The organism is Pseudomonas sp. PF05 (genome assembly GCF_056521845.1).
The window spans coordinates 452,815-479,788 of sequence record NZ_JBWLPW010000001.1; the positions used below are offsets into that span (position 1 = coordinate 452,815).

Sequence of the window (26,974 nt, forward strand, 5' to 3'; positions counted from 1 at the left end):
GAAGGCTCGGGCCGCGTTCGGACGATCTTTTGATTTTGATCTTTCGCTCTCGACTCAATTGTCTGGAACAAGATCGCAGCCTCGTTGCTCTCGACAGCTCACAGCGCTACTGGCGATTCCAGCAATTATTCCAGCCGCGCCAGGCGTTCTTCCAGGGCCGCGATCCGGGCTTCGAGTTCTTCGATGCGTTCGAGCGAGACACCGCTGCCGGCACCGCGCTCCACCGGGTGCTGGCGGGCGGCGAGAATCGCTTCGATGTCCGCCGGGTCGCCCATGGCGTGCACATAGCGGTCTTCGCGTTGGCCGGCCTGGCGTGGCACCAGCAGTGCCAGCCCACGGGCGATCAGGCGTTCAAGTTGGTGCACCACTTGTTCGGCGTCTTCGAAGTCGTGCATCCGCCCGCTACGGGTCAGTAGCTCATTGACCGTTTGCGGACCACGCAGGAACAGCAGGCCCATCAGGACTACCTGGGCGGGTACCAGCTCCAGGGCTTTGTCGACCCGATGCTCCCAGCGGTCGGCGCGGCTGCCCATCACCAGTTTGGTAAAGCCACGACCTTCCAGTGCCCGCAGGCTCTGGCCGACCTGGCCCGGATTGAGGTTCATCACCGGTTCGCGGCTGGTTTTCTGGTTGCAGGCCAGTACCAGGGCGTTGAGGGTCAGCGGGTAGGTCTCGGGGTTGGTGGCCTGCTTCTCGACCAGCGCGCCGAGGATGCGGATTTCCGTGCTATTGAGCCGCGGTTCTTCAGCCTGGTGTTGTTCTTCAATGCTCATCGCGCGTTCCCTATGCTGTGGAAGCCGCCTAGCCTAATCCTTGCGCAATAAAAGACAAGCCGTGCAACACGCCGTGGCTATAATCGCAGCCGTTTGATTGATTCTTTCCTGTCACCTGCAAGAGATCGCCATGACTATTTCCCTGTACGCCGCTTCCGTCCCGGTTTTCAAGCAGATGCTCAACGCGTTGAGCGACGTTCTGAACAAGGCCGAAGCCCACGCCACCGCGAAGAACATCGACCCGAACGCCTTCCTGCAAGCTCGCCTGTACCCGGACATGTTCCCGCTGGTGCGTCAGGTGCAGATCGCGGTGGACTTCGCCAAAGGTGTGTCTGCACGTCTGGCCGAGATCGAAGTGCCGAAGTATGACGACAGCGAGACCACGTTCGCCGAGCTGCAAGCCTTGATCGCCAAGGTCCTGGCTTTCATCGACGGCATCCGCCCTGAGCAGATCGATGGCAAGGAAGGCATCGAAATCGTTACCCGTCCAGGCACGCCGAAGGAAAAGCGCTTCAGCGGCCAGAACTACCTGCTGACCTACGGCCTGCCGCAGTTCTTCTTCCACGTCACCACCGCCTACGCCTTGCTGCGCCACAATGGCGTGGAAGTGGGCAAGCGCGACTACATGGGCGCGTTCTAACCCCGCAGGCATGAAAAAGCCCGGGACGGTGTGGGCCGTTCCCGGGCTTTTTTGTGGCTGTCTGGCACATCCTTGGCCGATGTGCCACCGCTATCGCGAGCTTGCTCGCGATAACAATCCAATAGCCACCGCAGTTGTTACGCCGTACGCGCGAGCTTCTCTTCCTCACCCAGGCATGCCGCCGCCGTGAACAGCACATCCGTAGACGAGTTCAGCGCCGTCTCCGCCGAGTCCTGCAGGACGCCGATGATGAAACCTACCGCGACCACTTGCATGGCGATTTCGCTGGGAATGCCAAACAGGCTGCACGCCAGGGGAATCAGCAGCAGCGAACCGCCGGCCACCCCGGAGGCGCCGCATGCGCTAACGGCTGCCACAATGCTCAACAGCACAGCCGTTGGCATATCCACTGCAATACCCAGGGTATGCACGGCCGCCAGGGCCAGCACGGTGATGGTAATGGCGGCGCCTGCCATGTTGATGGTCGCGCCCAGCGGGATCGACACCGAATAGGTGTCCTCGTGCAGGCCCAGGCGTTTGCTCAGTTCCAGGTTCACCGGAATGTTCGCCGCCGAGCTGCGGGTGAAAAACGCCGTGATGCCACTCTCGCGCAGGCAGGTGAATACCAGCGGGTAGGGGTTGCGACGCAGTTTCCAGAATACGATCAGTGGGTTGACCACCAACGCCACGAACAGCATGCAGCCGATCAGCACGGTGAGCAGGTGCAGGTAACCGAGCAGCGCGCCGAAGCCGGAGGTGGACAGCGTCGAGGCGACCAGCCCGAAGATCCCCAGCGGGGCGAAGCGGATCACCACGCGCACGATGACAGTCACGCCGTGGGACAGGTCTTCGAGCACGGTACGGGTGGTCTGGCCGGCATGACGAATGGCGACGCCCATGCCGATGGCCCAGGCCAGAATGCCGATGAAATTACCGTTGAGCAGGGCCCGGACCGGGTTGTCCACCACGCTCAGCAGCAGGCTTTGCAGCACCTCGCTGATGCCGCCAGGTGCCGTGATCGCGACGTCTTGGGTCGACAGCACGAGGCTGGATGGAAACAGCGTACTGGCAACCACCGCGACCACCGCCGCGGCGAAAGTGCCCAGCAGGTAGAGGAACAGAATCGGCCGGATATGGGTTTGCTGGCCATGCTTGTGGTTGGCGATCGAGGCCATGACCAGCACGAACACCAGGATCGGTGCCACGGCCTTGAGCGCGGACACGAAGACCTTGCCGATGAATTCGGTGGACTTGGCCAGGTCGGGCGCCAGCCATGCCAGGACGATACCGGCGATCAGACCGATGATGATTTGCGTCACCAGGCTGGTGCGTTTGAGGCGTTGCATAGGGGTAACGGACGAAGCTGTCATAGCGGCATCTCTGATTTTATTGTGTGCGACGGTCGACGAGTCAGGGCAACAAGCGGGCAGGCCACATGAGCGGACCGAGAGAAAGTACGGCGTTTGCAGGCCGCGGACTTTATCACAGCCCGATGAAAAATCTGACGGACCTGTGACGATCCGTCACTCGGGTGTTCAAGCGCGTTTTGTCTGGTGAACGCATTCTGTTAGGCTTGCCGTCATCACCTTTCTATATCCGCCAGCGAGCCCTTGGGCTGACGCTGGTGTCGTCGTTTTGCCGGAGTTCTGCATGTTGTTACCCATTTTCCTGTTGTCGGCCGCCGGTTTTACCGTGCTGACCACGGAATTCGTCATCGTTGGCCTGTTACCTTCCATCGCCCGCGACCTGCACGTCAGCATTCCCCAGGCCGGGCTGCTGGTGACATTGTTCGCGTTTACCGTGGCGGCGTTCGGACCATTCCTGACGGCCTGGTTCGCCCGCTTCGAGCGGCGCAAGTTGTTTATCAGCGTGCTGGTGATGTTCGGCCTGGCCAACATGCTCGCTGCCTTCGCCCCCAACATCTGGGTGATGGCCGTTGCCCGGTTGATTCCGGCCCTGGGCCTGCCGGTGTTCTGGGCGCTGGCCAGCGAAACGGCGGTGGACATTGTCGGGCCCCAGTTGGCCGGGCGGGCCATTGCCCGGATCGGCTTCGGCATCGTCTGTGCCACGGTGTTCGGCATTCCCGTGGGCACGTTGATTTCCGATGCGTTTGGCTGGCGCAGCGCGTTTGCGATCCTGGCAGTCATCGCCTTCGCCAAGGCGTTGCTGCTGTTTATCTACTTGCCGAAAACCAACCTGCACCAGCATCAGGTGAGCTTTCGTTCGCAATTCAAGATCCTGCGCAGCCCGTTGATGCAAGGGCATGTGCTGTTATCGATCCTGGTGTTCAGCGGCATGTTCACCGCCTACACCTATCTGGCGGACATCCTCGAACGCCTCGCCGGGTTCGATGGCACCCTGGTGGGGTGGTGCCTGATGGGCTTCGGCGCCGTCGGGCTGCTGGGCAACTCCCTGGGCGGTCGGGCGGTGGACCGGCATCCGTTGATTGCGTCGATGGTGTTCTGCCTGTTCCTGATCGGCGGCATGGTGGCGTTGGTGCCGAGCATTCATTCACCTCTCGCGCTGGCGGCGGCGATGGGCATTTGGGGCGTGACCCAGGCGGCCTTGTTCCTGGTCAGCCATGTGCGGCTGATGAAGGCGGCCCCGCAGGCCCCGGCCTTTGCCGCTTCGTTGAACATTGCCGGGGCCAACCTGGGGATTGGCCTGGGGGCGATGGTCGGTGGCCGGGTCATCGATACCCTGGGCCTGGGCAGTGTCGGGTTTGCGGCGGCCGGGTTCATCTTCGTATCGATCCTGCTGGCGTTGCTTTTGATGACCTTCAAACCTCGTGTCACCTGCTAAGCGCTGAACAACTCGCGACGCGCGCCTTCGGCAATCGCGACGATTCCAGGGTGGCTGACCTTGCGCTCCACGGAAATGGCGTAGAAGGATTCGCTCACCGCATCGGTCTGGCCAATCACCTCTACGCCGCATTGGCGCTTGACCTCTTCGGCGATCACGCTTGGGCCGATGAAAATCCCGCTGCCTGATTGACCGAAGGCCTGCATCAATGCGCTGTCGTCGAACTCGCCGATGATGCGCGGCTGGATCTGTTGCTCGGCGAACCAGCGCTGCAAGCGGCTGCGCACGACAGTTTCCGGCCCGGGAATCAGCAGCGGAGCGTCATGCAGGCCATGGGGAAAATCCGGCCCGTAGCGTTCGGCCAGCGCGGCGGTGGCGAAAAAGCTGATCCCGCATTCCCCCAGCTTCTGGCTGTAGCCCTTGATGTCCAGGTGAGTTGGCATCGGGCTGTCGGAAATCACCAGGTCCAGACGCTGGATCGCCAGGTCCGCCAGCAACCGTTCGAGCTTGTCCTCGCGGCAGGTGATGCGCAGCGGCTCACTCAACTCCATGGTCGGCGCCAGCAGCCGGTAGACAATGGATTTGGGCACCACATCCGCCACCCCGACCCGAAACAGGGTTTGCTGCTCGTTGGGCTGGGCTCGCAGCATCAATTCCAGCTCACCGCCCAACTGGAACATGTGTTCGGCGTAGGGCAAGGTCTGGCGGCCGGCCTCGGTCAGTTCCAGCTGTCGTCCGACGCGGCGAAACAGCTTGATGTTATAGGTCTGCTCGAACAGGGAGATCTGCCCGCTGATGGTCTGTGGGGTCAGGCTCAACTGCTCGCACGCGCGCACGATGCTGCCGGTTTTCGCTACCACCCAGAAGTAATGCAATTGTCGATAATTGAGCATGGGTTCACGCGGATTCGTAAAAATCGAAGTATAACCGCTGAAAATACGAATTTTCCTGAAGTATTCGCCTCTCTAGAATGCCTGGCCATTGGCGGGCCACTTTCGTGCGCCTTCTATTCTCTCAAGAGGCATTGATTCCATGACGTACAAATCCCTGGGGCTTGCAGCTCTGTTGGTGATATCTGCAGCGACACTGGTGGGCTGTGAACAGGCTGAAAAAAGTGCCCAGCAATTGATGGGGCAGGCAGCACAAACCGCCAAGCAGGCCATCGACGACACCCACAAGGCCGCCGAACAGGCGATCAGCGAAGCCTCCGGCGGGTTGATCAGCCCGAAGAAAGAGCCAGCGGACGAAGCTGACGAAACACAAACCCCGACCAAAACCATCTAACGCGTCACATTCAGTCAGGACTGACCCATGGATTATCTTTTACAGCTCGCCGCCAGCCCCACCGCGTGGATCGCCCTGGCGACTCTGGTCGTGATGGAAATCGTGCTTGGCATCGATAACCTGATCTTCATTTCGATTCTGACCAACAAGCTGCCCCAACAGCATCGTGCCAAGGCGCGGCGCGTCGGTATCGGCATGGCGCTGATCCTGCGCCTGGGCTTGTTGAGCACCATTGCCTTCATTGTGCAGTTGACCGAACCGGTCATCGAAATCTTCGGCCAGGCGTTCTCTTGGAAAGACATGATCCTGATCGCCGGTGGCCTGTTCCTGCTGTGGAAAGCGACCACTGAAATCCACCACAGCATGGACCCCGCACCGGACGACCCCAAGTCGGCCACGTCCGGCGTGACCCTGGGTTTTGCCGCGGCAATCGGTCAGATCCTGACGTTGGACCTGGTGTTCTCCATCGACAGCATCATCACTGCCGTAGGCATGACCGAGCATTTGCCGATCATGATCATCGCGGTCGTCGTGTCGGTGCTGGTGATGTTGTTGGCGGCCGAGCCGTTGTCCAAGTTCATCAATGACAACCCGACGGTGGTGATGCTGGCCCTGGGCTTCCTGATCATGATCGGCATGACGCTGATCGCCGAAGGCTTCGGTGCCCATGTGCCCAAGGGCTATATCTACGCGGCCATGGCGTTCTCGGCGGCGATCGAGGTGTTGAACATGTTGTCCCGTCGGGCCAGGGAAAGGGCGTTGGCTGACAACGCCTGATACCAGGCAGACAGAAGCCACCCGGGTCGAGGCCCGGGTGGCTTTTTTTTCGATTGAATAGCGAGTGGTCAGTGTGCGGTGGCGTGGCGTCGGGCGGATTTCGTGGTTTTTTCCGATTGCGCAGGTGGCGCGTGATGATGGCGCCGAGTGATCCGAAGCACCCCCCACAGCATGGCCGTGGCTACGCTCAGCCAGCCGAATATCAGCATCAGAATTGTCGTTGTCAGGCTCATCTGTGCCTCCTTTTATCCCAATCCGGGATAACGCACCTAATACATGGACAGTCTAGTCGCTCAAGTGTTTCAGGCAATTGATCCGTAGCGGTTGGGCACGGATCGGTTCGCTCTATCGCGCTCGTAAAACTGTCGTTATGGCTATACCCAGGACTGTGCGCACCTTATGATCGTCGACCCAAGCCTGGCCCGGATGCCGGGCGCCTGAACAAGAGAGTCATCATGTCGCCAGTCATTTCATTTTTTCGATCACTGGTCCTGACGCTGTCCTGCCTCGTCGCCCTGGTGGGGTGTGCCGGTAGCGTGTCGCCGCAGATCCAGCGCCTGCCCGAGCGGGTGGAACTCAACAGCGTGCCGTTCTTTCGTGGCGAAATGTACCAGGGCGCCCCGCAGTCCCTGGCGGCCCTGCTGACGCTGCAAGGCACGGTGATCACGCCGGGGCTGCTGGAAAAGCCGTTGCACCTGCCGGGTGGCGAAGCCGGTTTGCAGCAGAATATGCAAACCCTGGCGCGCGAATACGGGCTGTTGGTGTATCCGCTCGACGCCAGGCTGCCCGCGTTATTGGAACAGGTTGCGGCAGGCTATCCGGTGCTGGTGCGCTATATCGACGGTTCGGCGTTCTGGGCCGAGCCTCGGTATGGGATTGTCGCCGGTTACAATCGTCAGAAGCAGACGGTATTACTACGCTCGGGCATGAGCCGGCGGCAGTCGATGAGCTTCAGTGCCTTCGAATCGGCCCTCAAAAGCGCGGGTGGCTGGGCGGTGCTGGTCCAGCGCCCCACGCAGCTTCCGGCCAATGTCGACTCGCAGCGGTGGCTCAAGGCTGCGGCAGAATTGGCTGGGGCAGGGCAGGAGCAAGCGGCGGCACGGGCCACCAAGACCTTGGGCGCGGCGCATTGATCGTTCATCCCGTTCGTCACTTGCCGGGCACAACCCGGAAGGCCTGAGGCTCTTATCGTCAGGGTTGGGCATTTTCCGACCGTGATTGGAGGAGGACACGCATGGCACAGTCGAAAACACCTACGGGGCCACATTCGTCAGAGCATTCCAGCGGTGATGACTTGGGGTTTGATCCGGATTCGCCGGACCTTGAGGATCCTCAGGTTGATCCGGTAGGGCCGGCCAAGGCGCCGCTGGACAAGAAGGATGAGCGCAAGCCTGAGCCCAAGCCTTATGATCCGCTGGGTGACCTGAAGGTCTAGGGATTATCTGTTCCGAGAGGTGTGGGTTGGTGTGTATATCCGTTACCGCAGCAACGGATATACACACCAAAACAAGTACCGCAAAAAACCAAAAAAACGGCGCTTCCCATTTCTGAAGAAGCGCCGCTTTTTCTAAGTGAACAGCATCACGAACGAGTCAGGGCTTTTAGGGTTCGTGGATTACTTGGAAGCTTCCACCACACCACTCTGGCGGCTCTTGAGATTCTTGGCTGCCTTGTATTGCAGGGCCACCGCCGGCACAGCGGCGCTTTTTCCGGTTTCCACCCAGCTACGAATCCGGCTGGCATCGGCGAAGTGCGTGTACTTGCCGAACGCGTCGAGGATCACCAGCGCCATCGGGCGGTTGCCCATCTTCGTCACCAGCACCAGGCAGTGGCCGGCCTCGTTGGTGAAGCCGGTCTTGGTCAACTGGATATCCCAGTTGGCCTTGTGGACCAAGTGATCGGTGTTGCGAAAACCCAGGCTATACACAGGCTTGCGGAAGGTAACGGTCTTTTCCTTGGTGGTGCTCAGCTCGCTCAGCAGTGGGTACTTGCGCGCGGCGATCAGCAGCTTGGTCAGGTCCCTGGCGGTCGAGACGTTGTGGATCGACAGGCCCGTCGGTTCGACGTAATGGGTGCTGGTCATGCCCAGCGCCTTGGCCTTGGCGTTCATGGCGGCAATGAACGCCGCGTAGCCGCCCGGATAGTGGTGGGCGAGGCTGGCGGCGGCACGGTTTTCCGAAGACATCAGGGCGATCAGCAGCACGTCCCGGCGCGACAGTTCGCTGTTGAGCTTGACCCGGGAAAACACGCCCTTCATCTCTGGGGTGTTGGCGATGGTGATGGAGATGTATTCATCCAGGTTCTGTTTGGCATCCAGCACGATCAGGCCGGTCATCAACTTGGTCACCGACGCGATGGGTACCACCACATCCGGGTTGCTCGAATAGACGACTTTATCCGTCTGCAGGTCCAACAACATCGCGCTGCCTGAGGCGACTTGTAGCTTGGCTGTATTCCGTGGGGGCGCGATGGTTTCCTGTGCTGCGATATTTTGCGTGATAAAGCTGCCTGTGAAAGCGATGAACAGGCTGATGATCGAAAGACGGATTTTCACGCGAGTAGGCTCGATAGAGTTAAAGGTGCCGTTGAGCAACGACTTTTAAAAAAACGTCGCATTCTAGGAGTATGGGCGACAGCAGCGCTATATGCCTGTGCCGCCAAGGCTTGCGAATAAATAAAGTTTAATGAAAGGGGGATTTTGGCGAGGCGAATCTGAGGAATTTGTAATTTGGCGGCTAAAGTCCGGTCGCCAGAAACACCTGTGGGAGCGCGCTTGCTCGCGATAGCGGTGTGTCAGTCAACTGGATGTTGGCTGGTCCATCGCTATCGCGAGCAGGCTCGCTCCCACAGGGTTTTTGTTGACGTGTATCAGCTGTGCAGCGTTTCGGCCGCATACAACGTGTTTTCCAGCAGGCAGGCGCGGGTCATCGGGCCTACGCCGCCGGGCACCGGCGTGATCCAGCCAGCGCGGGGCAGGGCGGTCTCGTAGACCACATCGCCCACCAGCTTGCCGTCATCCTGGCGATTGATGCCCACGTCGATGACGATGGCGCCTTCCTTGATCCACTCGCCCTTTACCAGGCCGGGTTTGCCGGCGGCCACCACCACCAGGTCCGCGCGACCGACATGGCCGGCCAGATCCTTGGTGAAACGATGGGTCACGGTCACGGTGCAGCCGGCCAGCAGCAGCTCCATGGCCATCGGACGGCCAACGATGTTGGACGCACCCACCACTACGGCGTCCAGGCCATACAGGTCAACGCCAGTACTTTCCAGCAGCGTCATGATGCCTTTCGGGGTGCAGGGACGAAGCAACGGGATACGCTGGGCCAGGCGACCGACGTTATAAGGATGGAAGCCATCGACGTCTTTGTCCGGGCGGATACGCTCCAGCAGCTTGGAGGCGTCGAGGTGTTCAGGCAGCGGTAGCTGGAGCAGAACGCCGTCGATGTTCGGGTCATCGTTCAGGCGATCGATCAGATCGGCCAACGCTTGCTGGGTGGTTTCGGAAGGCAGGTCGTAGGCCTGGGAAAGGAAGCCGACCTCTTCACAGTCTTTACGCTTGTGCGAGACATAAACCTGAGAGGCAGGATCGCTGCCGACCAGGATCACCGCAAGGCCGGGCGTGCGCAAGCCTTGCTGGCGGCGCTCGGTGACTCGTTGGGCGATCTGCTGGCGCAGGCTGGCGGCGATCGATTTGCCGTCGATAAGTTGTGCAGTCATTGCGCGTGGTTAACCATCGAGAGGGGAAAAAAAGAGAACGTATTCTCGCATGCCGGGGCGTGAGGGCAAAGGCGCTTGGTCTGCAAATTCCCCTAACCCCTTTAATTAAATGAATTTTTTTTAAAAAAGAGTTGACGACCTATCAGGCCGTCTATAACATTCGTCGCACTTGTCGGGCACAGCCTAGCACTGGTTAAGAAGGTAGAGCAGAGTTGGTTGTTTCAACTCGGCAAAACTGAAAGCACTTAGTTTGTAATCGTCCAAGAATACAGATTAAAAAGGCGCCCGTAGCTCAGCTGGATAGAGCATCCGCCTTCTAAGCGGATGGTCGCAGGTTCGAGTCCTGCCGGGTGCGCCAATTAGGCAGCTTTGGCACAAGTAAGGCAACAAGGCAATATGGTGGGCGTAGCTCAGTTGGTAGAGCACGGGATTGTGACTCCCGTTGTCGTGGGTTCGATCCCCATCGTCCACCCCATATTCTAGAGAGGCGCCAGATCTAACAATCTGGCGCCTTTGCTTTAAAAGCTTGATACGCGGATGTGGTGGAATTGGTAGACACACTGGATTTAGGTTCCAGCGCCGCAAGGTGTGAGAGTTCGAGTCTCTCCGTCCGCACCATACAAGTCGCTATTTAAATAGCAAAAAACGGCGCAGTACCTGAAAAGGGCTGCGCCGTTTTTGTTTTCAGTGGTTCTGTGTTTGGCGTCGGCGCTGTTCTTGGGGTTGTGTGCCGCGCTCGGTTCGTCGCGAATGTGTTTCGTGATGATGCGCGACATGTCCGTCGGTCTCCTTGTGGGGGCGGGCGTCGCGCGATCGGACAAGTCGCTTCTATATATAGAAGCGTCGGTGCAGAGCCCTGGGATGAATCGACTGTATTTGCAATCCGGGTGGGACATGACCGTTTGTCCCGTCCTAAATCCGGCGCCTGTTTCCAGCGCGTTTTCAGTAGGGTGACTTCTTGAGTTTGACCTACTAGAATGCATGCCCTTGATTCTGGGGTCGGAAACGCCCGGCCAACGTCTGTGCAACGAGGAATATCCATGCAAGTTTCTGTTGAAAATACTTCTGCTCTTGAGCGCCGCATGAGCATCACCGTGCCGGCTGAGCGCATCGAGACTCAGGTCAACAAGCGTCTGCAGCAGACTGCCCAAAAGGCCAAAATCCCAGGTTTCCGCCCAGGCAAAGTGCCAATGAGCGTGATCCGTCAGCGTTACGAAGCTGATGCGCGTCAGGAAGCCGTGGGCGACGTGATCCAGTCTTCGTTCTACGAAGCGGTCGTCGAGCAAAAGCTGAACCCGGCCGGTGCTCCGTCCGTCGAGCCTAAAGTGCTGGAAAAAGGCAAGGACCTGGAATTCGTCGCCACGTTCGAAGTGTTCCCTGAGTTCACGGTTGCCGGTTTCGAATCCATCGCCGTCGAGCGCCTGAGCGCTGACGTGTCGGATGCCGACCTGGACAAGATGCTGGACATCCTGCGCAAGCAGAACACCCGTTTCGAAGTGACTGAGCGTGCTGCCCAGAACGAAGATCAACTGAACATCGATTTCGTCGGCAAGGTCGACGGTGAAGTGTTCGCGGGCGGTTCCGCCAAGGCTACCCAGCTGGTGCTGGGCTCCGGTCGCATGATTCCTGGTTTCGAAGACGGCCTGGTTGGCGCCAAGGCCGGTGAAGAGCGCGTTCTGAACGTGTCCTTCCCTGAGGACTACCAGAACCTGGACCTGGCTGGCAAAGCCGCCGAGTTCACCGTGACCGTCAACACTGTTTCCGAGCCGAAACTGCCTGAGCTGAACGAAGAGTTCTTCGCCCAGTTCGGCATCAAGGAAAGCGGTCTGGAAGGTTTCCGCACCGAAGTTCGCAAGAACATGGAGCGTGAACTGCGCCAAGCCATCAAGTCCAAGGTCAAGAACCAGGTCATGGACGGTCTGCTGGCCTCCAACCCGATCGAAGTGCCAAAGGCTCTGCTGGACAACGAAGTGAACCGTCTGCGCGTGCAGGCCGTTCAGCAGTTCGGTGGCAACATCAAGCCGGATCAACTGCCTGCCGAACTGTTCGAAGAGCAAGCCAAGCGCCGCGTCGTGCTGGGCCTGATCGTCGCCGAAGTGGTCAAGCAATTCGAGCTCAAGCCTGACGAAGCCCGCGTTCGCGAGCTGATCCAGGAAATGGCCTCGGCTTATCAAGAGCCTGAGCAAGTCGTGTCCTGGTACTACAAGAACGACCAGCAACTGAACGAAGTCCGTTCGGTTGTGCTGGAAGAACAAGTTGTGGATACTGTTCTGCAGAAAGCTAGCGTGACCGATAAAGCGGTCTCTTACGAAGAAGCGGTCAAGCCGGTGGAAGCTCCACAAGCCGATTGATGGTTCTGCGGTAAGAAATAAACACCCATAAGCCAGCCTTCGCGCTGGCTTATGCGTATTCAAGACATAACTATTTGGGAGTGACTGCGAGACATGTCCCGCAATTCTTTTTATCAGCAGAGCTCTGACATCCAGGCCGCAGGCGGCCTGGTCCCGATGGTTATCGAGCAGTCCGCCCGCGGCGAACGTGCCTATGACATCTACTCGCGTCTGCTCAAGGAACGCGTCATCTTCCTGATCGGCCCCGTTGAAGACTACATGGCCAACCTGGTCGCGGCGCAGCTGTTGTTCCTTGAAGCGGAAAACCCGGACAAGGATATCCATCTGTACATCAACTCACCTGGCGGTTCGGTGACTGCGGGCATGTCGATCTACGACACCATGCAGTTCATCAAGCCTGACGTTTCCACCATCTGCATCGGCCAGGCCTGCAGCATGGGCGCCTTCCTGCTCGCCGGCGGCGCAGCGGGCAAGCGTCACTGCCTGCCTAACTCGCGGATGATGATTCACCAGCCATTGGGCGGCTTCCAGGGCCAGGCGTCGGATATCGACATCCATGCCAAGGAAATCCTCCACATTCGTTCGCGCCTGAACTCGTTGCTGGCCCATCATACCGGCCAAAGCCTCGAAACCATTGAGCGTGACACCGAGCGTGACAACTTCATGAGCGCCGAGCGTGCAGCCGAATATGGCCTGATCGACTCCGTGATCAACAAGCGTCAAATGCCTGCCTAAGCCGCTCAAAATGCAGGTGGTTGGGATGACCGGCCGCCTGCGGGCTTGAAAAAGCCCGCAATTGCCTTCATCTTGTGTTGCAAGCCTATCGGATTTGGATCGATCGAATGACTGACACCCGCAACGGCGAGGACAACGGCAAACTGCTTTATTGCTCCTTCTGTGGCAAAAGCCAGCATGAAGTGCGCAAATTGATTGCCGGCCCCTCGGTCTTCATTTGCGACGAGTGCGTCGACCTGTGCAATGACATCATCCGCGAGGAGGTGCAGGAAGCCCAGGCCGAGAGCAGCGCGCATAAATTGCCTTCGCCTAAAGAAATCAGCGGCATCCTTGATCAGTATGTGATTGGTCAGGAACGTGCAAAAAAGGTACTGGCCGTAGCGGTGTACAACCACTACAAGCGCCTGAACCAACGTGACAAGAAGAATGACGAGGTCGAACTCGGCAAGAGCAACATCCTGCTGATCGGCCCGACAGGCTCGGGTAAGACCCTGCTTGCCGAAACCCTGGCCCGCTTGCTGAACGTTCCGTTCACCATCGCCGACGCAACCACCCTCACCGAGGCTGGTTATGTAGGTGAAGATGTCGAGAACATTATTCAGAAGTTGTTGCAGAAGTGCGACTACGATGTGGAAAAGGCCCAGATGGGCATTGTCTACATCGACGAAATCGACAAGATTTCCCGCAAGTCCGACAACCCGTCCATCACCCGGGATGTTTCCGGTGAGGGCGTGCAGCAGGCCTTGCTCAAGTTGATCGAAGGTACGGTCGCTTCCGTTCCACCCCAAGGTGGTCGCAAGCATCCGCAGCAGGAATTCCTGCAAGTCGACACCCGTAACATCCTGTTCATCTGCGGTGGTGCGTTCTCCGGCCTGGAAAAGGTTATTCAAAACCGTTCCACCCGTGGTGGCATCGGTTTCAACGCCGAAGTGCGCAGCAAGGAAGAAGGCAAGAAAGTCGGTGAATCCCTGCGTGAAGTCGAGCCTGACGATTTGGTCAAGTTTGGCCTGATCCCGGAATTCGTCGGTCGTCTGCCGGTCCTGGCGACGCTGGACGAGCTGGATGAAGCGGCGTTGATGCAGATCCTGACCGAGCCGAAAAACGCCCTGACCAAGCAGTATGCCAAGCTGTTCGAAATGGAAGGTGTAGACCTGGAATTCCGTTCCGACGCGCTGAAATCGGTCGCAAAACGTGCCCTGGAGCGCAAGACCGGTGCCCGTGGATTGCGTTCGATTCTCGAAGGCGTATTGCTCGACACGATGTATGAGATCCCCTCGCAGTCCGAGGTGAGTAAAGTCGTGATCGATGAAAGCGTTATAGAAGGCAAGTCCAAGCCACTGTATATCTATGAAAACAGTGAGCCGGCTGCCAAGGCCGCACCGGACGCTTAAGCGTCCCGCTGCCGGAACAAAGAAGGGGCCTTCGGGCCCCTTTGCTTTTAGCGCGTTTTAGACGTGTCTTAGCGCTTGTTTTTTTTCAAGGCTGCCCCCATCTTGGTTTCAAGCTTACTTCCATCTGTTTCCGGCCCGAGGGCCGCCGTAGAGGCGAAATCATGAAGACAACCATCGAATTGCCTCTCCTGCCATTGCGCGATGTCGTGGTGTATCCGCACATGGTTATCCCGCTGTTCGTGGGGCGCGAGAAGTCCATCGAAGCCCTTGAGGCTGCGATGACGGGTGACAAGCAGATTCTGCTGCTGGCTCAGAGAAATCCAGCCGACGATGATCCCGGCGAAGACGCACTGTATCGCGTAGGTACGATTGCAACGGTTCTGCAATTGCTCAAGCTGCCCGACGGCACCGTCAAGGTCCTGGTCGAAGGCGAGCAGCGCGGTGCTATCGAGCGTTTCAGCGAAGTGGACGGCCATTGCCGGGCCGAGGTGTCGCTGATCGAAGAGGTCGATGCGCCCGAGCGTGAATCAGAGGTGTTTGTCCGCAGCCTGCTGTCGCAGTTCGAACAATACGTGCAACTGGGCAAGAAGGTGCCTGCAGAGGTCCTGTCGTCGCTTAACAGCATCGATGAGCCGGGACGGCTGGTTGATACGATGGCGGCCCACATGGCCCTCAAGATCGAGCAGAAGCAGGAAATTCTCGAAATCATTGATTTGTCGGCCCGTGTCGAACACGTGCTGGCACTGCTCGACGGCGAAATCGATCTGTTGCAGGTCGAGAAACGCATTCGCGGTCGTGTGAAGAAGCAAATGGAGCGCAGTCAGCGCGAGTACTACCTGAATGAGCAGATGAAGGCCATTCAGAAAGAGCTGGGCGATGGCGACGAAGGCCACAACGAAATCGAAGAGCTGAAAAAACGCATCGATGCCGCCGGCTTGCCCAAGGATGCACTGGCCAAGGCCCAGGCCGAGCTGAACAAGCTCAAGCAAATGTCGCCGATGTCTGCTGAGGCCACCGTGGTGCGCTCCTACATCGACTGGTTGGTCCAGGTGCCGTGGAAAGCCCAGAGCAAGGTGCGTCTTGACCTGGCGCGTGCCGAAGACATCCTCGACGCCGACCATTACGGCCTGGAAGAGGTCAAGGAGCGCATCCTTGAATACCTCGCCGTGCAGAAGCGCGTGAAGAAGATTCGTGGCCCGGTCCTGTGCCTGGTCGGTCCTCCCGGGGTTGGTAAAACCTCCCTTGCGGAGTCGATTGCTCACGCAACCAACCGTAAATTCGTACGCATGGCCCTTGGCGGCGTGCGCGACGAGGCGGAAATTCGTGGTCATCGCCGGACCTACATCGGTTCGATGCCGGGAAGATTGATTCAAAAGATGACAAAGGTCGGCGTGCGCAATCCGCTGTTCCTTTTGGACGAAATCGACAAGATGGGCAGCGACATGCGCGGCGATCCTGCCTCTGCGTTGCTCGAAGTCCTCGATCCTGAGCAGAATCACAATTTCAACGATCACTACCTGGAGGTCGACTACGACCTGTCGGACGTGATGTTCCTCTGCACCTCCAACTCCATGAACATTCCGCCAGCATTGCTGGATCGGATGGAGGTGATTCGTCTGCCGGGCTACACCGAGGACGAGAAGATCAACATCGCCGTGAAGTACCTTTCGCCCAAGCAGATCCAGGCCAACGGCCTGAAAAAAGGCGAGCTGGAATTCGACGAGGAAGCGATTCGCGACATCATCCGCTACTACACCCGCGAAGCCGGTGTACGTGGCCTGGAACGGCAGATTGCCAAGGTCTGCCGCAAGGCAGTCAAGGAACATGCGCTGGAAAAACGCTTCGCGGTCAAGGTCACTTCGGACCTGCTGGAGCACTTTCTGGGCGTGCGCAAGTTCCGCTATGGCCTCGCCGAGCAACAGGACCAGATCGGCCAGGTGACTGGCCTGGCCTGGACCCAGGTCGGCGGTGAGTTGCTGACCATCGAAGCGGCCGTGGTGCCGGGCAAGGGTCAACTGATCAAGACCGGTTCCCTGGGCGACGTGATGGTCGAGTCCATCACTGCGGCGTTGACGGTGGTTCGCAGCCGCGCCCGGAGCCTGGGCATTCCCCTGGACTTCCATGAGAAGCGCGACACGCATATCCACATGCCTGAAGGGGCTACGCCCAAGGACGGCCCAAGCGCCGGTGTAGGCATGTGCACGGCGCTGGTCTCGGCACTGACCGGTATTCCGGTGCGCGCCGACGTCGCCATGACGGGTGAAATCACGCTGCGTGGCCAAGTCCTGGCGATTGGTGGCCTGAAGGAAAAATTGCTGGCGGCACACCGTGGTGGGATCAAGATCGTGATCATTCCTGAAGAGAATGTCCGCGATCTGAAGGAAATTCCTGACAACATCAAGCAAGATCTTCAGATCAAACCCGTTAAATGGATTGACGAGGTCCTGCAAATTGCGCTGCAATACGCGCCGGAGCCCTTGCCGGATGTGGCTCCTGAGATTGTCGCGAAGGAAGAAAAGCGAGAGTCTGACTCTAAGGAAAGAATTAGCACGCATTAATACGCATTTGCCTGGGGGGCTTCCTTGACAGTTTTTTAGAGCCCTTGTTATAAAGCGGCTCTTAAGTGTCTGCAGGCCATTCAGCACTCGTTTTTGCTTTCACCAAAAAAACTTAGAATCATCTCAAATAGATATAAGGGGACTTAGAGTGAACAAGTCGGAACTGATTGATGCTATCGCTGCATCCGCTGATATCCCGAAAGCTGCTGCTGGCCGTGCGCTGGACGCTGTAATCGAATCCGTCACTGGCGCTCTGAAGGCTGGCGACTCTGTTGTTCTGGTTGGTTTCGGCACCTTCTCCGTGACCGATCGTCCTGCTCGTATCGGTCGCAACCCGCAGACCGGTAAGACGCTGGAAATCGCTGCTGCCAAAAAGCCAGGCTTCAAAGCTGGTAAAGCGCTGAAAGAAGCCGTTAACTAAGGTTTCGTTGAGTTTATCCGGGTCGGGGTCATGCCTGGCTTGGCAGCGGAGCGGTAATACGGCCGGTTGCAACCGGTCTGGCACACCAGGGCTTGCAGGTTAGAGTCCGGTCCGCTCCGCCAGTTACGAGAAGGCGCATCCTCGGATGCGCCTTTCTTCTATCCGGATTCTACCCACGCTCCACGGTTGCCTAAATTTGAAGTTCAACCGTTTCTGGGGGACGCATGCTGCAGAATATCAGGGACAATTCACAAGGCTGGATTGCCAAGACCATCATCGGGGTCATCGTCGCATTGATGGCGTTGACCGGTTTCGATGCCATTTTCAAAGCCACTACCAACAGCAACGAAGCGGCCAAGGTCAACGGCGAAAACATCAGCCAGAACGAGCTGAGCCAGGCGGTCGACATGCAACGCCGTCAGCTCATGCAACAGTTGGGCAAGGATTTCGACGCCTCTCTGCTGGACGAAAAAATGCTGCGCGATTCAGCGCTCAAGGGCCTGATCGACCGCAAGTTGTTGCTGCAAGGCGCACACGATGCGAAATTCGCTTTCTCCGAAGCCGCGCTTGATCAAGTGATCTTGCAGACGCCTGAGTTCCAGGTCGATGGCAAATTCAGCGCCGAGCGTTTCGATCAGGTCATTCGCCAGTTGGGCTACAGCCGTATGCAGTTCCGCCAGATGCTGGCTCAGGAAATGCTGATCGGTCAGTTGCGCGCCGGCCTGGCGGGCAGCGGTTTTGTCACCGATGCCCAAGTGCTGGCATTTGCCCGCCTGGAAAAACAGACGCGTGATTTCGCCACCTTGAACATCAAGGCCGACCCGGCCTCCGTCAAGCTGACCGATGATGAGGTCAAGGCATACTACGACCAACACGCCAAGGAATTCATGACGCCTGACCAGGTGGTCATCGATTACCTCGAGCTGAAGAAAGCTTCCTTCTTCGATCAGGTCAGCGTCAAGGACGAAGACTTGCAGGCGGCCTATCAGAAAGAAATCGCCAACCTGTCCGAACAGCGTCGGGCTGCGCACATCCTGATCGAAGTGAACGACAAGGTGACCGAAGCCCAGGCCAAGGCGAAGATCGAAGAGATCCAGGCTCGCCTGGCCAAAGGCGAGTCGTTTGAAGCGTTGGCGAGGGAGTTTTCCCAAGACCCGGGTTCGGCCAGCAACGGCGGCGATCTAGGCTACGCTGGTCCTGGCGTTTACGATCCGGAATTCGAAAAGGCCTTGTACGCCTTGAACAAGGACCAGGTTTCGGCTCCGGTACGCACCGATTTCGGTCTGCACCTGATCAAGCTGCTGGGTGTCGAGGCGCCTGAAGTGCCTACGTTTGCCAGTCTCAAGGACAAGCTGACCCGCGAGCTGAAGACCCAGCAGGTGGAGCAGCGTTTCGTTGAGGCGACCAAGCAACTGGAGGATGCCTCGTTCGAAGCGTCCGACCTGGCGCAACCGGCCCAGGACCTGAAGCTGACCATCCACACGTCGGCCCCGTTCGGTCGTGAAGGCGGCGAAGGGATTGCGGCCAATCGTGCCGTGGTTACTGCTGCGTTCAGTCCGGAAGTGCTGGATGAGGGTGCCAACAGCACCGCTATCGAGCTGGACCCGGAAACCGTCGTGGTGCTGCGTGCCAAGGAGCACCGCAAGCCTGAGCAACTGCCGCTGGAAAGCGTGGCAGGGCCGATTCGTGCTCAATTGACCAAGGAGCACGCCAGCGCGGCAGCCAAGACCCGGGCCGACGAGTTGATCGCCAGCCTGCGCGACGGCAAGGCAGCACTGGACAAGCCGGTCGACGGCCAAGACTGGAAAGCCACCCAGGCGGCAACCCGCAACCAGGAAGGCATCGAACCGGCGGTGCTGCAAGCACTGTTCCGCATGCCCAAGCCTGAGTCCAAGGACAAGCCGACGTTCACCAGCGTGACCTTGCCTGATGGCAGCCTGGTGGTTGTGCGTCTGAACGGCGTGAACGAAGCGGCGGCACCGACTGACGAAGAGAAGGCGGAGTATCGCCGCTACCTCGCGTCCCGTGTTGGTCAGCAGGACTTTGCGGCGTATCGCAAGCAGTTGGAGAGCCAGGCGGAGATCAAGCGTTTCTAATTGCTTGATGCTTTTTCAAACCTGGTTGTGATGCTGTTCAGTTAGAAAAAACGGCGCTTCTTTCAGAAATGGGGAAGCGTCGTTTTTTTTGGCTTGGGTTTTGGGTTTTGGGTGTATATCCGTTTCTGCGGTAATGGATATACACACTGAACTACGCCGCTCTGAACGTGATATCAAAATCTTCATTAACGGCGCGACTGAACAGCATTAAGCTAAATCCCGGATTTTTTTGTGTCTGCTTGTTGCTCGGGGCGGGTGTTCGTCGATCTATCAGGCTGGCGTCTTTTTCCTGCAAACAACCCCCAGTAGACTTGTAACCCCCTTGAAACAAGATTAGCCACGCTGCCAAGTCGCGTTCTGTTGCACAATACGCCCCGGACCGTTTTTCTCAGGATGTTCAATGTTCAAATCATTTCACATGCGCACCGTCGGGCTTGCACTGGTGCTGGCCGTCGCAGCCGGTTGCTCGTCGAAGAAAACCGCCATTTACGAGCACGAGAACTTCGATGATTCCGGCACGTTTTCGCGCACTTACCCAGTGAGCGATGCGACGACCTGTGAGGCCGGGCGTAGGGCATTGCTCAGCCAGGGCTACATCATCACCAGCAGCGATCCGAAGCTGGTCAGCGGTCACAAGAGTTTCCAGCAAACCGGCGACACCCACATGGAGATCAGTTTCAACCTGGTCTGTGCCGAAGATGGCGGCGCTGGACACCGTGCGACCATGTTCGCCAACGCCTTGCAGGACCGTTATGCCCTGAAGAAAATCAACAACTCCGCCAGCCTGGGCGTGGGTGTGCTGGGTTCGGTATCGATGCCGATCGGCTCCTCGGATGATTCGATGGTCAAGGTCGCCAGCGAAACCGTGTCCGCGGCCAAGTTCTATGAGCGTTTCTTCGCCTTGGTGGAGCTGTTCCTGCCTCCCGAGGCGAAGAAAGCTGCCGAGAACGCCGAGAACGCAGAGAAACCGAAAGCTGAACTGGGCGTTCCGGAATCCAAGGTCGAGCCGGCTGCCCTAGTGGCCGCTCCAGCGCCTGCACCGGAGCCTGCCCCGGAGCCTGTCGCCCCCGTGCCAGCCACCCCGGTAGAGGAGGCCGCGCCGGCCCCCGTCGAAACCGCTCCCACGGTGTCGGAGCCCGTCGTACCGCCGAGCGAGCCCGCGCCGATTGCGCCCGAGTCGTTCGAGTCTGCGCCGACGACCGAAACCGTTACGCCGCCACCACCGTCCAGCTCATTGCCGGCCCCGACCGAGCCGATCCAGCCGCTTCCGGCATCCTGAAGTCCAGTGGCAGGGAGTAACGCCCTGTCACGCTTCACACGGTAATTTTGCGCCCCTGTGCTACGTTTAATTCATGAAGCCTTTGCTTCATGTTTTGTTCATAAAGCAGCTTTATGCTGATGCCAGCGCCATCAGGTATTGGTTTCAATGACAGGGGAAGGACACGTAATGGATGATTATCAGGAAGAGCTGCTGGAATACCAGGCGTATGAACTGGACACGTTGGAACCCGCCGAAGATGCGACGGAGTTGTAAGCTTCGCTACAATCTATAAGTAGTAAGCGCAAAACCAGGCTCTGGAGGTTCAAACCCCTCTGTGGCTACGACGAAACTCCCCAGGCGTCTGGTTGTTCCAGCGCTTGAAGGCCCGTTGAAATGCCTCGGCTGAGGCGAATCCCAATAGATAGGCGATTTCGCCGAACGCCAGTTCGGTATCGCGTATGTACGTCATGGCCAAGTCGCGGCGAGTGTCGTTGAGGATGGCGCGAAACTGCGTGCCTTCCTCGGCCAGCTTGCGACGCAGGGTCCAGGTCGGCAGCTTCAGGCGGGCCGCCACTTCTTCCAGATCGGGTTCCCGGCCGCCGTTGAGCAGCGGTCCCAGCAGTTGGATGATGCGCTCGCGCAGGCTACGGGTGCGGGTCAGTTGTTCCAGTTCCCGTTCACATAACTGAACCAGGTGATGCCAGGTGCTGGGGCAATGCTGTGGATTGCGCAGGGCGAGGCTGTCCAGGCCCAGGCGCAGTTGATTCTGTTCGGCGCCAAACTGGATCGGGCAGTCACCGAGCGTGCGGTAGGCCTCCACGTACGCCGGCTCCTCGAATTCGATTTCGATGCGTTCGGGTCGCAGCGCGATGCCGCTGACGCTGGACAGTTGCGCAAGCCAGCCGGCAATGATCGAATCCACGACGAAGCGGTTGTAGGCGTTATACGGGCTGATGGAATAGAACCGTAGCCAAGCGCCCCGGGCATCTTCATGGAAGCTCGATTGGCCGCGATAGTTGGAGCCATACAGCGGCTCGAAGCGGATCATGCAGCGGGCGGCCTCGCGCACGGTTGGCGCCTGGGCCGCGGTGACGCCTGCCAGCCCGGCCTGGCTCAAGCGGCCGAGTTGGCCCATGCGCAGGCCCAGGGCCGGGTCCTGGGTCTGTTGAATCGCGGCGTGGCCCAGGCGCATGTAGCGTGGGATCGACAGCCGTGCCCCGGGCTCGGCCAGGCGCGCGGCATCGAGACCATACTGCTCAAGCAAAGGTTGTGGGTCCTGTCCATGGCTGGCGACTGCATCAGCCAGGCTATGGACGAAGCCCACTGACAAATTCCCCAGGCGCATCGGCTGCGGTTTCATGCTCACAACCACAGGTTCAGCAGGCGGGCGCCACGGGCGTTGCCATCGGGGAAGTGTTGGCCGTTGTGGCTGATGAAACTCTGGCCGGCGCTGCCTCTGTCCCAGAACTGGCCACGCAGGAACACGCTGACGCCGTTGCGGGCCTGGCTGATGGGCAATTGACCGGTCAGTGTCAGGCGATGCCAGGCTTGGCCCTCACTCACCTCACCCGGTTTGAGGCTCACCTCGCTCGGCGTGGACAGGCCTTTATAACCGCTCCAGGGTTTATTCCACGTATCGCGACCCATGATGAAGGCGGGCACCGCAATCAGTTGCGCCCCCTGCTCGTTGAGTTGCCGGTAGTGGAGCGGGTACCAACTGTCGCTGCCGATCAGCACGGCCAGGCGTCCGGCGGGGGTGTCGATGACTTGGAAAGCGGTCGGTCGGTCGGCTTCAAGCACATCGCGCTGTTCAAACACGGGATGTCGTTGGCGTTGTGGTTGGCCGATCGGCCGGCCATCACTGCCGAACACCAGGCTGCTGTTGTACAGCGCGCCGCGACCGATCCTCAGTTCACCGTCGCTGACACTGGGCTCGGGAAGCACGATGGAGCCGGCCACCAGGGTGATACCGAACTCCTTGGCCAGCCCACCGAACAGCGCTTGATAGTCATGGGCCATGCGCTCGGCTTTCATGCGCAGGTAGGCATCGTCCAGTCGGCTATCGCCTTGAGCGCTGACCAATGCCTGGATAAACGCCAGCGGATTACTGACCGCCAGCCAGTTCATGGCTTTCTTCAAGGTACTGGCCTGGTACAACTCGTCTTTTTCGCCGCCGACCATCAACCAGGTGCCGATGTGCTCGGGCAGGACCACCACGGTCTTGGCATTGAGAAAGCCCTGGTCGCGAGCCGTCTGCAGATAGGCCGCCAGTTTGCGATGCAGGCGCTCGGGGCTCTGGTAGTCGGTGGGGAACAATTCGGGCTGGATGCCCAGCAGGTTGCCGCGGTCGGCGGGCGTGCCCTGGTCGACCGCCAGGCTGATGCGCAGGTCGGACAGGTAATGACCCGCCGGACGATCCGTCGTCCACAGGGCGTAGGTGATCAGTGCGGCAATCAAGGCCAAGGAAAACAGCAGGTACAGAAATTTGCGCATGGGAGAACAGTCAGCGGCCGTGTGCAGGTTCGTGATTTTTCATCAGGAGTCACGGGGCAGGGTACGGTAAAACAAGGGATTAGCGAAGGGCGGGCGCTGATTGTTAATCACGCTCGGCAAACGCAAAGGCGTCCATGGAACCCTTGGACGCCCTCTGCGCTGGCAAGGCGCACTAGTGACTTTTGGCCTTCCTGATCCGGATCAGAATCAGCAGCAGGATCAACAGCACCGGTGGCGTCATGCCCAGCAGTGCCTCGCGGGCCGAGAGGTTTGCGCCCAAGGTGTGCAGCCCGCTGTAGACCAGTTTGAACAGATTGATCAGGTAGTAGGTGATGGCAATGATCGACAGGCCTTCCACCGCGCGCTGGATCTTGATCTGAGCATCGGCGCGGGCATTGAGGCTGCGCAGGATCTCGGCGTTCTGGTCTTCCATCTCGACCTGCACGCGGGCTTGCAGCAAGTCACCCAGGTTGGCGACGCTCATGGCCAGTTGTTCGAGGCGTTGTTCGGTGGCTGCGCAATAACGCACCGTGGGTTTGAAACGCCGTTCGATGAACACGCCCAGCCGCTGGCAATCCCCCAGGTGACTTTCGCGCAACTCCCCCAGGCGCTCGAACACCAGTTGGGCGTAGGCGCGGGTGGCGCTGAAACGGTGGCGATTCCTGACCGTACTGCTGACGACCTGGCGAGACAGCAGGGCGATGTCTTCCAGCAGGGCCTTGGCATGCACGCCGCTGGCATTGGCGTTGCGTTCGGACAGGCTCACCAGGGTGCGATCGAATTCGTTCAGTTGCGGGTCCAGTGCCTTGGCGGTGTTGAGCGACAAGGACGCCATCATCCGGTAGGTCTCGATTTCCAGCAGGCGCCGGATCATGCGGCCCTGGCGATAGGCGTTGAGCCGTCGGTTGATGAACAGCAGGCGATTGGTGCCATCCTCGGTCAGGCGAAAATCGCTCCAGACCACCGCATCGCCACCGCCCACGCAAGAGCCGCAAGGGTCCTTGAAACCGTAGCTGGGCAGGTCGAGACCGGCTTCTGCGCGCACCACCACCTGAACGGCATTGATCAGGTGCTGGGAATGACCTTCGATACCCTGGGCAAGGCATTCGGGCAGCGTTGTCCAGTGCAGTTCATTGGTGCTGGCAGGCACGACCAGGGTCAGGGTGAAGAACTCGGCGTGGCGCTCCCACTTGAGCGGATGTCCTTCAAGGCGGGTGATGCCTTGTGCCGCCTCTGCTGCGACGGTTTCAGGGCACAGTCGCGCGAGCAGCGCGTTGCACTGGGCATTGTCGCCCAGAAACGCCAGGTGGAAGACGTGAGCCGGTTCGTCGAAATACAGCGACGGGCGGGCGTGCAACTCGTTGTGCAGCATTTTTCGTTGGGGATGCATGCAATGACGACTCTGTATTAGCGTTATTTTTGGGTTTGAGCACGTGAGCCAGCGTTGATAGGACTGACCCATCCCTCTGGGAGTCACGCACGACTGCGCCCTGCACGTTTTGATCATTAAGTTGTCAGTTACGGTCATTGAGCGCCCGCATCCCGACTCTTACGCTGTGGGTCATGACAGACGCAAGCCGCAGAGCTTGCGCTTTTCCCGTGATCGCCCGTTGTGGAGTTACCGATGACCGCCTCTCATTACCCGCACCTGCTGGCCCCGTTGGACCTGGGTTTCACCACCTTGCGCAACCGTACCCTGATGGGCTCGATGCACACTGGTCTGGAAGAGAAACCCGGCGGCTTCGAACGCATGGCGGCGTATTTTGCCGAGCGCGCCCGGGGCGGCGTAGGCCTGATGGTCACGGGTGGCATCGGGCCGAATGACGAAGGCGGTGTTTACTCCGGCGCGGCCAAGCTGACCACCGAAGAAGAAGCGCTCAAACACCAGATCGTTACCCGGGCCGTACACGAGGCCGGTGGCAAGATCTGCATGCAGATTCTCCATGCCGGGCGCTACGCCTACAGCCCCAAGCAAGTGGCTCCGAGCGCGATCCAGGCGCCGATCAACCCGTTCAAGCCCAAGGCACTGGACGAGGAGGGTATCGAGAAACAGATCAGCGATTTTGTCACCTGTTCGGTACTGGCCCAGAAGGCTGAATACGACGGGGTCGAGATCATGGGCTCGGAAGGTTATTTCATTAACCAGTTCCTGGCGGCCCACACCAACCACCGTACCGACCGTTGGGGCGGCAGCTATGAAAATCGCATGCGCCTGCCGGTGGAAATCGTCCGTCGGGTGCGCGAGGCGGTGGGCCCGAATTTCATCATCATTTTTCGTCTGTCGATGCTCGATCTGGTGGAAGGCGGCAGCACCTGGGACGAAATCGTCCAGTTGGCCAAGGCCATCGAGCAGGCCGGCGCGACGATTATCAACACCGGGATCGGTTGGCACGAAGCGCGAATTCCTACCATCGCCACCAAGGTTCCGCGGGCGGCGTTCAGCAAGGTCACGGCCAAGCTGCGTGGTTCGGTGAGCATCCCGCTGATCACCACCAACCGCATCAACACCCCGGAAGTGGCCGAGCAGATCCTCGCCGAAGGCGACGCCGACATGGTCTCCATGGCCCGGCCGTTCCTGGCCGATCCGGAGTTCGTCAACAAGGCCGCTGCCGGTCGCAGCGATGAAATCAACACCTGCATCGGTTGCAACCAGGCGTGCCTGGACCACACCTTCGGCGGCAAGCTCACCAGTTGCCTGGTCAACCCGCGGGCCTGTCACGAAACCGAGCTCAACTATTTGCCGGTAACCCAGGTGAAGAAAATCGCCGTGGTCGGTGCCGGCCCGGCCGGCTTGTCCGCTGCCACGGTGGCGGCCGAGCGTGGGCATCAGGTGACGCTGTTCGATTCGGCCAGTGAAATCGGTGGCCAGTTCAACGTCGCCAAGCGCGTGCCAGGCAAGGAAGAGTTCTTCGAAACCCTGCGCTACTTCAAGCGCAAATTGCAGACCAGCCATGTCGAGTTGTGCCTCGACACCCGGGTGGATGTTGCGCAGTTGGTGGCTGGCGGTTACGACGAGATCATCCTCGCCACGGGCATCGCGCCGCGCGTGCCGGCGATTCCCGGGGTGGAGCATGCCAAGGTGTTGAGCTACCTGGACGTGATCCTGGAGCGCAAGCCGGTGGGCCGCAGCGTCGCGGTGATCGGCGCCGGCGGTATCGGCTTCGACGTGTCGGAGTTCCTGGTTCACCAAGGCGTTGCCACCAGCCAGGACCGCGAGGCGTTCTGGAAGGAGTGGGGTATCGACACCCACCTCGAGGCTCGTGGCGGCGTCGCCGGGATCAAGGCCGAACCTCATGCACCGGCGCGCCAGGTGTTCCTGCTGCAACGCAAGACGTCCAAGGTCGGTGACGGCCTGGGCAAGACCACTGGCTGGATCCACCGCACGGGCCTGAAGAACAAGCAGGTGCAGATGCTCAACAGTGTCGAGTATCTGAAGATCGACGACGACGGCCTGCACATTCGCATCGGCGAAACCGGCGAGCCACAAGTGCTGACCGTGGACAACATCGTGATCTGCGCCGGCCAGGATCCGCTGCGTGAATTGCAGGAAGGCCTGGAAGCGGCGGGGCAGGCCGTTCACCTCATCGGCGGTGCCGACGTGGCGGCGGAACTGGACGCCAAGCGGGCGATCAACCAGGGTTCGCGGTTGGCGGCGCAGTTGTAACACAC

The 26,974-nt window shown here is 59.3% G+C and carries 23 protein-coding genes and 3 tRNA genes; 17 read left to right on the top strand and 9 right to left on the bottom strand.

Annotated elements, in window-relative coordinates; translation table 11 throughout:
* Positions 1–125: 125 nt before the first annotated feature.
* On the bottom strand, positions 126–773 hold the full coding sequence (locus AC09SL_RS01985; protein WP_058545625.1) for a YceH family protein: 648 nt from the start codon (positions 771–773) through the stop codon (positions 126–128).
* A gap of 130 nt (positions 774–903) precedes the next feature.
* Here AC09SL_RS01985 and AC09SL_RS01990 point away from each other — a divergent pair, with 130 nt between their 5' ends.
* On the top strand, positions 904–1,413 hold the full coding sequence (locus AC09SL_RS01990) for a DUF1993 domain-containing protein (RefSeq protein WP_058545626.1): 510 nt from the start codon (positions 904–906) through the stop codon (positions 1,411–1,413).
* A gap of 137 nt (positions 1,414–1,550) precedes the next feature.
* On the opposite strand, the gene sstT is transcribed toward AC09SL_RS01990, so the two are convergent.
* A complete protein-coding gene (sstT, locus tag AC09SL_RS01995; protein WP_058545627.1) occupies positions 1,551–2,783 on the bottom strand; it encodes a serine/threonine transporter SstT in 1,233 nt (410 codons plus the stop codon).
* A gap of 280 nt (positions 2,784–3,063) precedes the next feature.
* Here sstT and AC09SL_RS02000 point away from each other — a divergent pair, with 280 nt between their 5' ends.
* Positions 3,064–4,215 (top strand): MFS transporter, encoded by a 1,152-nt coding sequence (locus tag AC09SL_RS02000; RefSeq protein ID WP_058545628.1) that lies wholly within the window; start codon positions 3,064–3,066, stop codon positions 4,213–4,215.
* Here AC09SL_RS02000 and nhaR read toward each other — a convergent pair.
* Positions 4,212–5,108, bottom strand: a complete 897-nt coding sequence (nhaR, locus tag AC09SL_RS02005) for a transcriptional activator NhaR (RefSeq protein WP_058545629.1) — start codon at positions 5,106–5,108, stop codon at positions 4,212–4,214. The genes AC09SL_RS02000 and nhaR overlap by 4 nt on opposite strands.
* Positions 5,109–5,247: 139 nt before the next feature.
* On the opposite strand from nhaR, the gene AC09SL_RS02010 reads away from it, so the two are divergent.
* Both AC09SL_RS02010 and AC09SL_RS02015 read left to right on the top strand, forming a co-directional pair.
* Positions 5,248–5,499, top strand: coding sequence for a hypothetical protein (locus tag AC09SL_RS02010; protein WP_058545630.1), 252 nt, complete (start codon positions 5,248–5,250; stop codon positions 5,497–5,499).
* Between the two features lie 27 nt (positions 5,500–5,526).
* Positions 5,527–6,276: a TerC family protein gene (locus AC09SL_RS02015; protein ID WP_058545631.1), complete on the top strand. Its 750-nt coding sequence runs from the start codon at positions 5,527–5,529 to the stop codon at positions 6,274–6,276.
* Positions 6,277–6,344: 68 nt separating this feature from the next.
* Here AC09SL_RS02015 and AC09SL_RS02020 read toward each other — a convergent pair whose 3' ends face one another.
* Positions 6,345–6,509, bottom strand: coding sequence for a hypothetical protein (locus AC09SL_RS02020; RefSeq protein ID WP_003199851.1), 165 nt, complete (start codon positions 6,507–6,509; stop codon positions 6,345–6,347).
* A gap of 222 nt (positions 6,510–6,731) precedes the next feature.
* Between AC09SL_RS02020 and AC09SL_RS02025 the strand changes: the two genes are divergently transcribed.
* Positions 6,732–7,409 (top strand): hypothetical protein, encoded by a 678-nt coding sequence (locus AC09SL_RS02025; RefSeq protein WP_058545632.1) that lies wholly within the window; start codon positions 6,732–6,734, stop codon positions 7,407–7,409.
* Positions 7,410–7,510: 101 nt separating this feature from the next.
* Positions 7,511–7,711 carry a DUF6021 family protein gene (locus AC09SL_RS02030; protein WP_058545633.1) on the top strand — a complete coding sequence of 67 codons (201 nt, stop codon included), beginning with the start codon at positions 7,511–7,513 and terminating at the stop codon, positions 7,709–7,711.
* A gap of 180 nt (positions 7,712–7,891) precedes the next feature.
* Here AC09SL_RS02030 and pbpG read toward each other — a convergent pair whose 3' ends face one another.
* Together pbpG and folD are read right to left on the bottom strand one after the other, a co-directional pair.
* Positions 7,892–8,830, bottom strand: coding sequence for a D-alanyl-D-alanine endopeptidase (pbpG, locus tag AC09SL_RS02035; RefSeq protein WP_058545634.1), 939 nt, complete (start codon positions 8,828–8,830; stop codon positions 7,892–7,894).
* A 314-nt stretch (positions 8,831–9,144) separates the two neighbouring features.
* On the bottom strand, positions 9,145–9,999 hold the full coding sequence (gene folD, locus AC09SL_RS02040) for a bifunctional methylenetetrahydrofolate dehydrogenase/methenyltetrahydrofolate cyclohydrolase FolD (protein WP_039589132.1): 855 nt from the start codon (positions 9,997–9,999) through the stop codon (positions 9,145–9,147).
* A 281-nt stretch (positions 10,000–10,280) separates the two neighbouring features.
* Here folD and AC09SL_RS02045 point away from each other — a divergent pair.
* From AC09SL_RS02045 to AC09SL_RS02090, 10 genes are all read left to right on the top strand, one after another.
* A tRNA-Arg gene (locus AC09SL_RS02045) sits at positions 10,281–10,357 on the top strand.
* Positions 10,358–10,398: 41 nt separating this feature from the next.
* Positions 10,399–10,474, top strand: a tRNA-His gene (locus tag AC09SL_RS02050).
* A gap of 58 nt (positions 10,475–10,532) precedes the next feature.
* Positions 10,533–10,617 (top strand) — tRNA-Leu (locus AC09SL_RS02055).
* Positions 10,618–11,039: 422 nt separating this feature from the next.
* Positions 11,040–12,350 (top strand): trigger factor, encoded by a 1,311-nt coding sequence (gene tig, locus AC09SL_RS02060; protein ID WP_058545635.1) that lies wholly within the window; start codon positions 11,040–11,042, stop codon positions 12,348–12,350.
* Between the two features lie 93 nt (positions 12,351–12,443).
* Positions 12,444–13,085: an ATP-dependent Clp endopeptidase proteolytic subunit ClpP gene (clpP, locus tag AC09SL_RS02065; protein ID WP_003183177.1), complete on the top strand. Its 642-nt coding sequence runs from the start codon at positions 12,444–12,446 to the stop codon at positions 13,083–13,085.
* A gap of 107 nt (positions 13,086–13,192) precedes the next feature.
* Positions 13,193–14,476, top strand: a complete 1,284-nt coding sequence (clpX, locus tag AC09SL_RS02070; protein ID WP_024778305.1) for an ATP-dependent Clp protease ATP-binding subunit ClpX — start codon at positions 13,193–13,195, stop codon at positions 14,474–14,476.
* A gap of 161 nt (positions 14,477–14,637) precedes the next feature.
* Positions 14,638–17,034 (top strand): endopeptidase La, encoded by a 2,397-nt coding sequence (lon, locus tag AC09SL_RS02075; RefSeq protein WP_058545636.1) that lies wholly within the window; start codon positions 14,638–14,640, stop codon positions 17,032–17,034.
* Between the two features lie 148 nt (positions 17,035–17,182).
* Positions 17,183–17,455: an HU family DNA-binding protein gene (locus AC09SL_RS02080; RefSeq protein WP_002552737.1), complete on the top strand. Its 273-nt coding sequence runs from the start codon at positions 17,183–17,185 to the stop codon at positions 17,453–17,455.
* A gap of 224 nt (positions 17,456–17,679) precedes the next feature.
* Positions 17,680–19,551 carry a SurA N-terminal domain-containing protein gene (locus AC09SL_RS02085; RefSeq protein ID WP_058545637.1) on the top strand — a complete coding sequence of 624 codons (1,872 nt, stop codon included), beginning with the start codon at positions 17,680–17,682 and terminating at the stop codon, positions 19,549–19,551.
* Between the two features lie 400 nt (positions 19,552–19,951).
* Positions 19,952–20,830 carry a DUF2242 domain-containing protein gene (locus AC09SL_RS02090; RefSeq protein WP_058545638.1) on the top strand — a complete coding sequence of 293 codons (879 nt, stop codon included), beginning with the start codon at positions 19,952–19,954 and terminating at the stop codon, positions 20,828–20,830.
* A gap of 304 nt (positions 20,831–21,134) precedes the next feature.
* Here the strand turns inward: AC09SL_RS02090 and AC09SL_RS02095 are convergent, their stop codons facing one another.
* The 3 genes from AC09SL_RS02095 to AC09SL_RS02105 form a co-directional block, all read right to left on the bottom strand.
* Positions 21,135–22,172, bottom strand: a complete 1,038-nt coding sequence (locus tag AC09SL_RS02095; RefSeq protein WP_058544052.1) for an AraC family transcriptional regulator — start codon at positions 22,170–22,172, stop codon at positions 21,135–21,137.
* A 2-nt stretch (positions 22,173–22,174) separates the two neighbouring features.
* Positions 22,175–23,305 (bottom strand): carbon-nitrogen hydrolase family protein, encoded by a 1,131-nt coding sequence (locus AC09SL_RS02100; RefSeq protein WP_058544051.1) that lies wholly within the window; start codon positions 23,303–23,305, stop codon positions 22,175–22,177.
* A gap of 172 nt (positions 23,306–23,477) precedes the next feature.
* The gene (locus AC09SL_RS02105; protein ID WP_058544050.1) at positions 23,478–24,695 is read right to left on the bottom strand and encodes a DUF3422 domain-containing protein; all 1,218 of its coding nucleotides are present in this window, start codon (positions 24,693–24,695) and stop codon (positions 23,478–23,480) included.
* Between the two features lie 234 nt (positions 24,696–24,929).
* Here AC09SL_RS02105 and AC09SL_RS02110 point away from each other — a divergent pair, with 234 nt between their 5' ends.
* A complete protein-coding gene (locus AC09SL_RS02110) occupies positions 24,930–26,969 on the top strand; it encodes an oxidoreductase (protein WP_058544049.1) in 2,040 nt (679 codons plus the stop codon).
* The last annotated feature ends 5 nt before the right edge of the window (positions 26,970–26,974 follow it).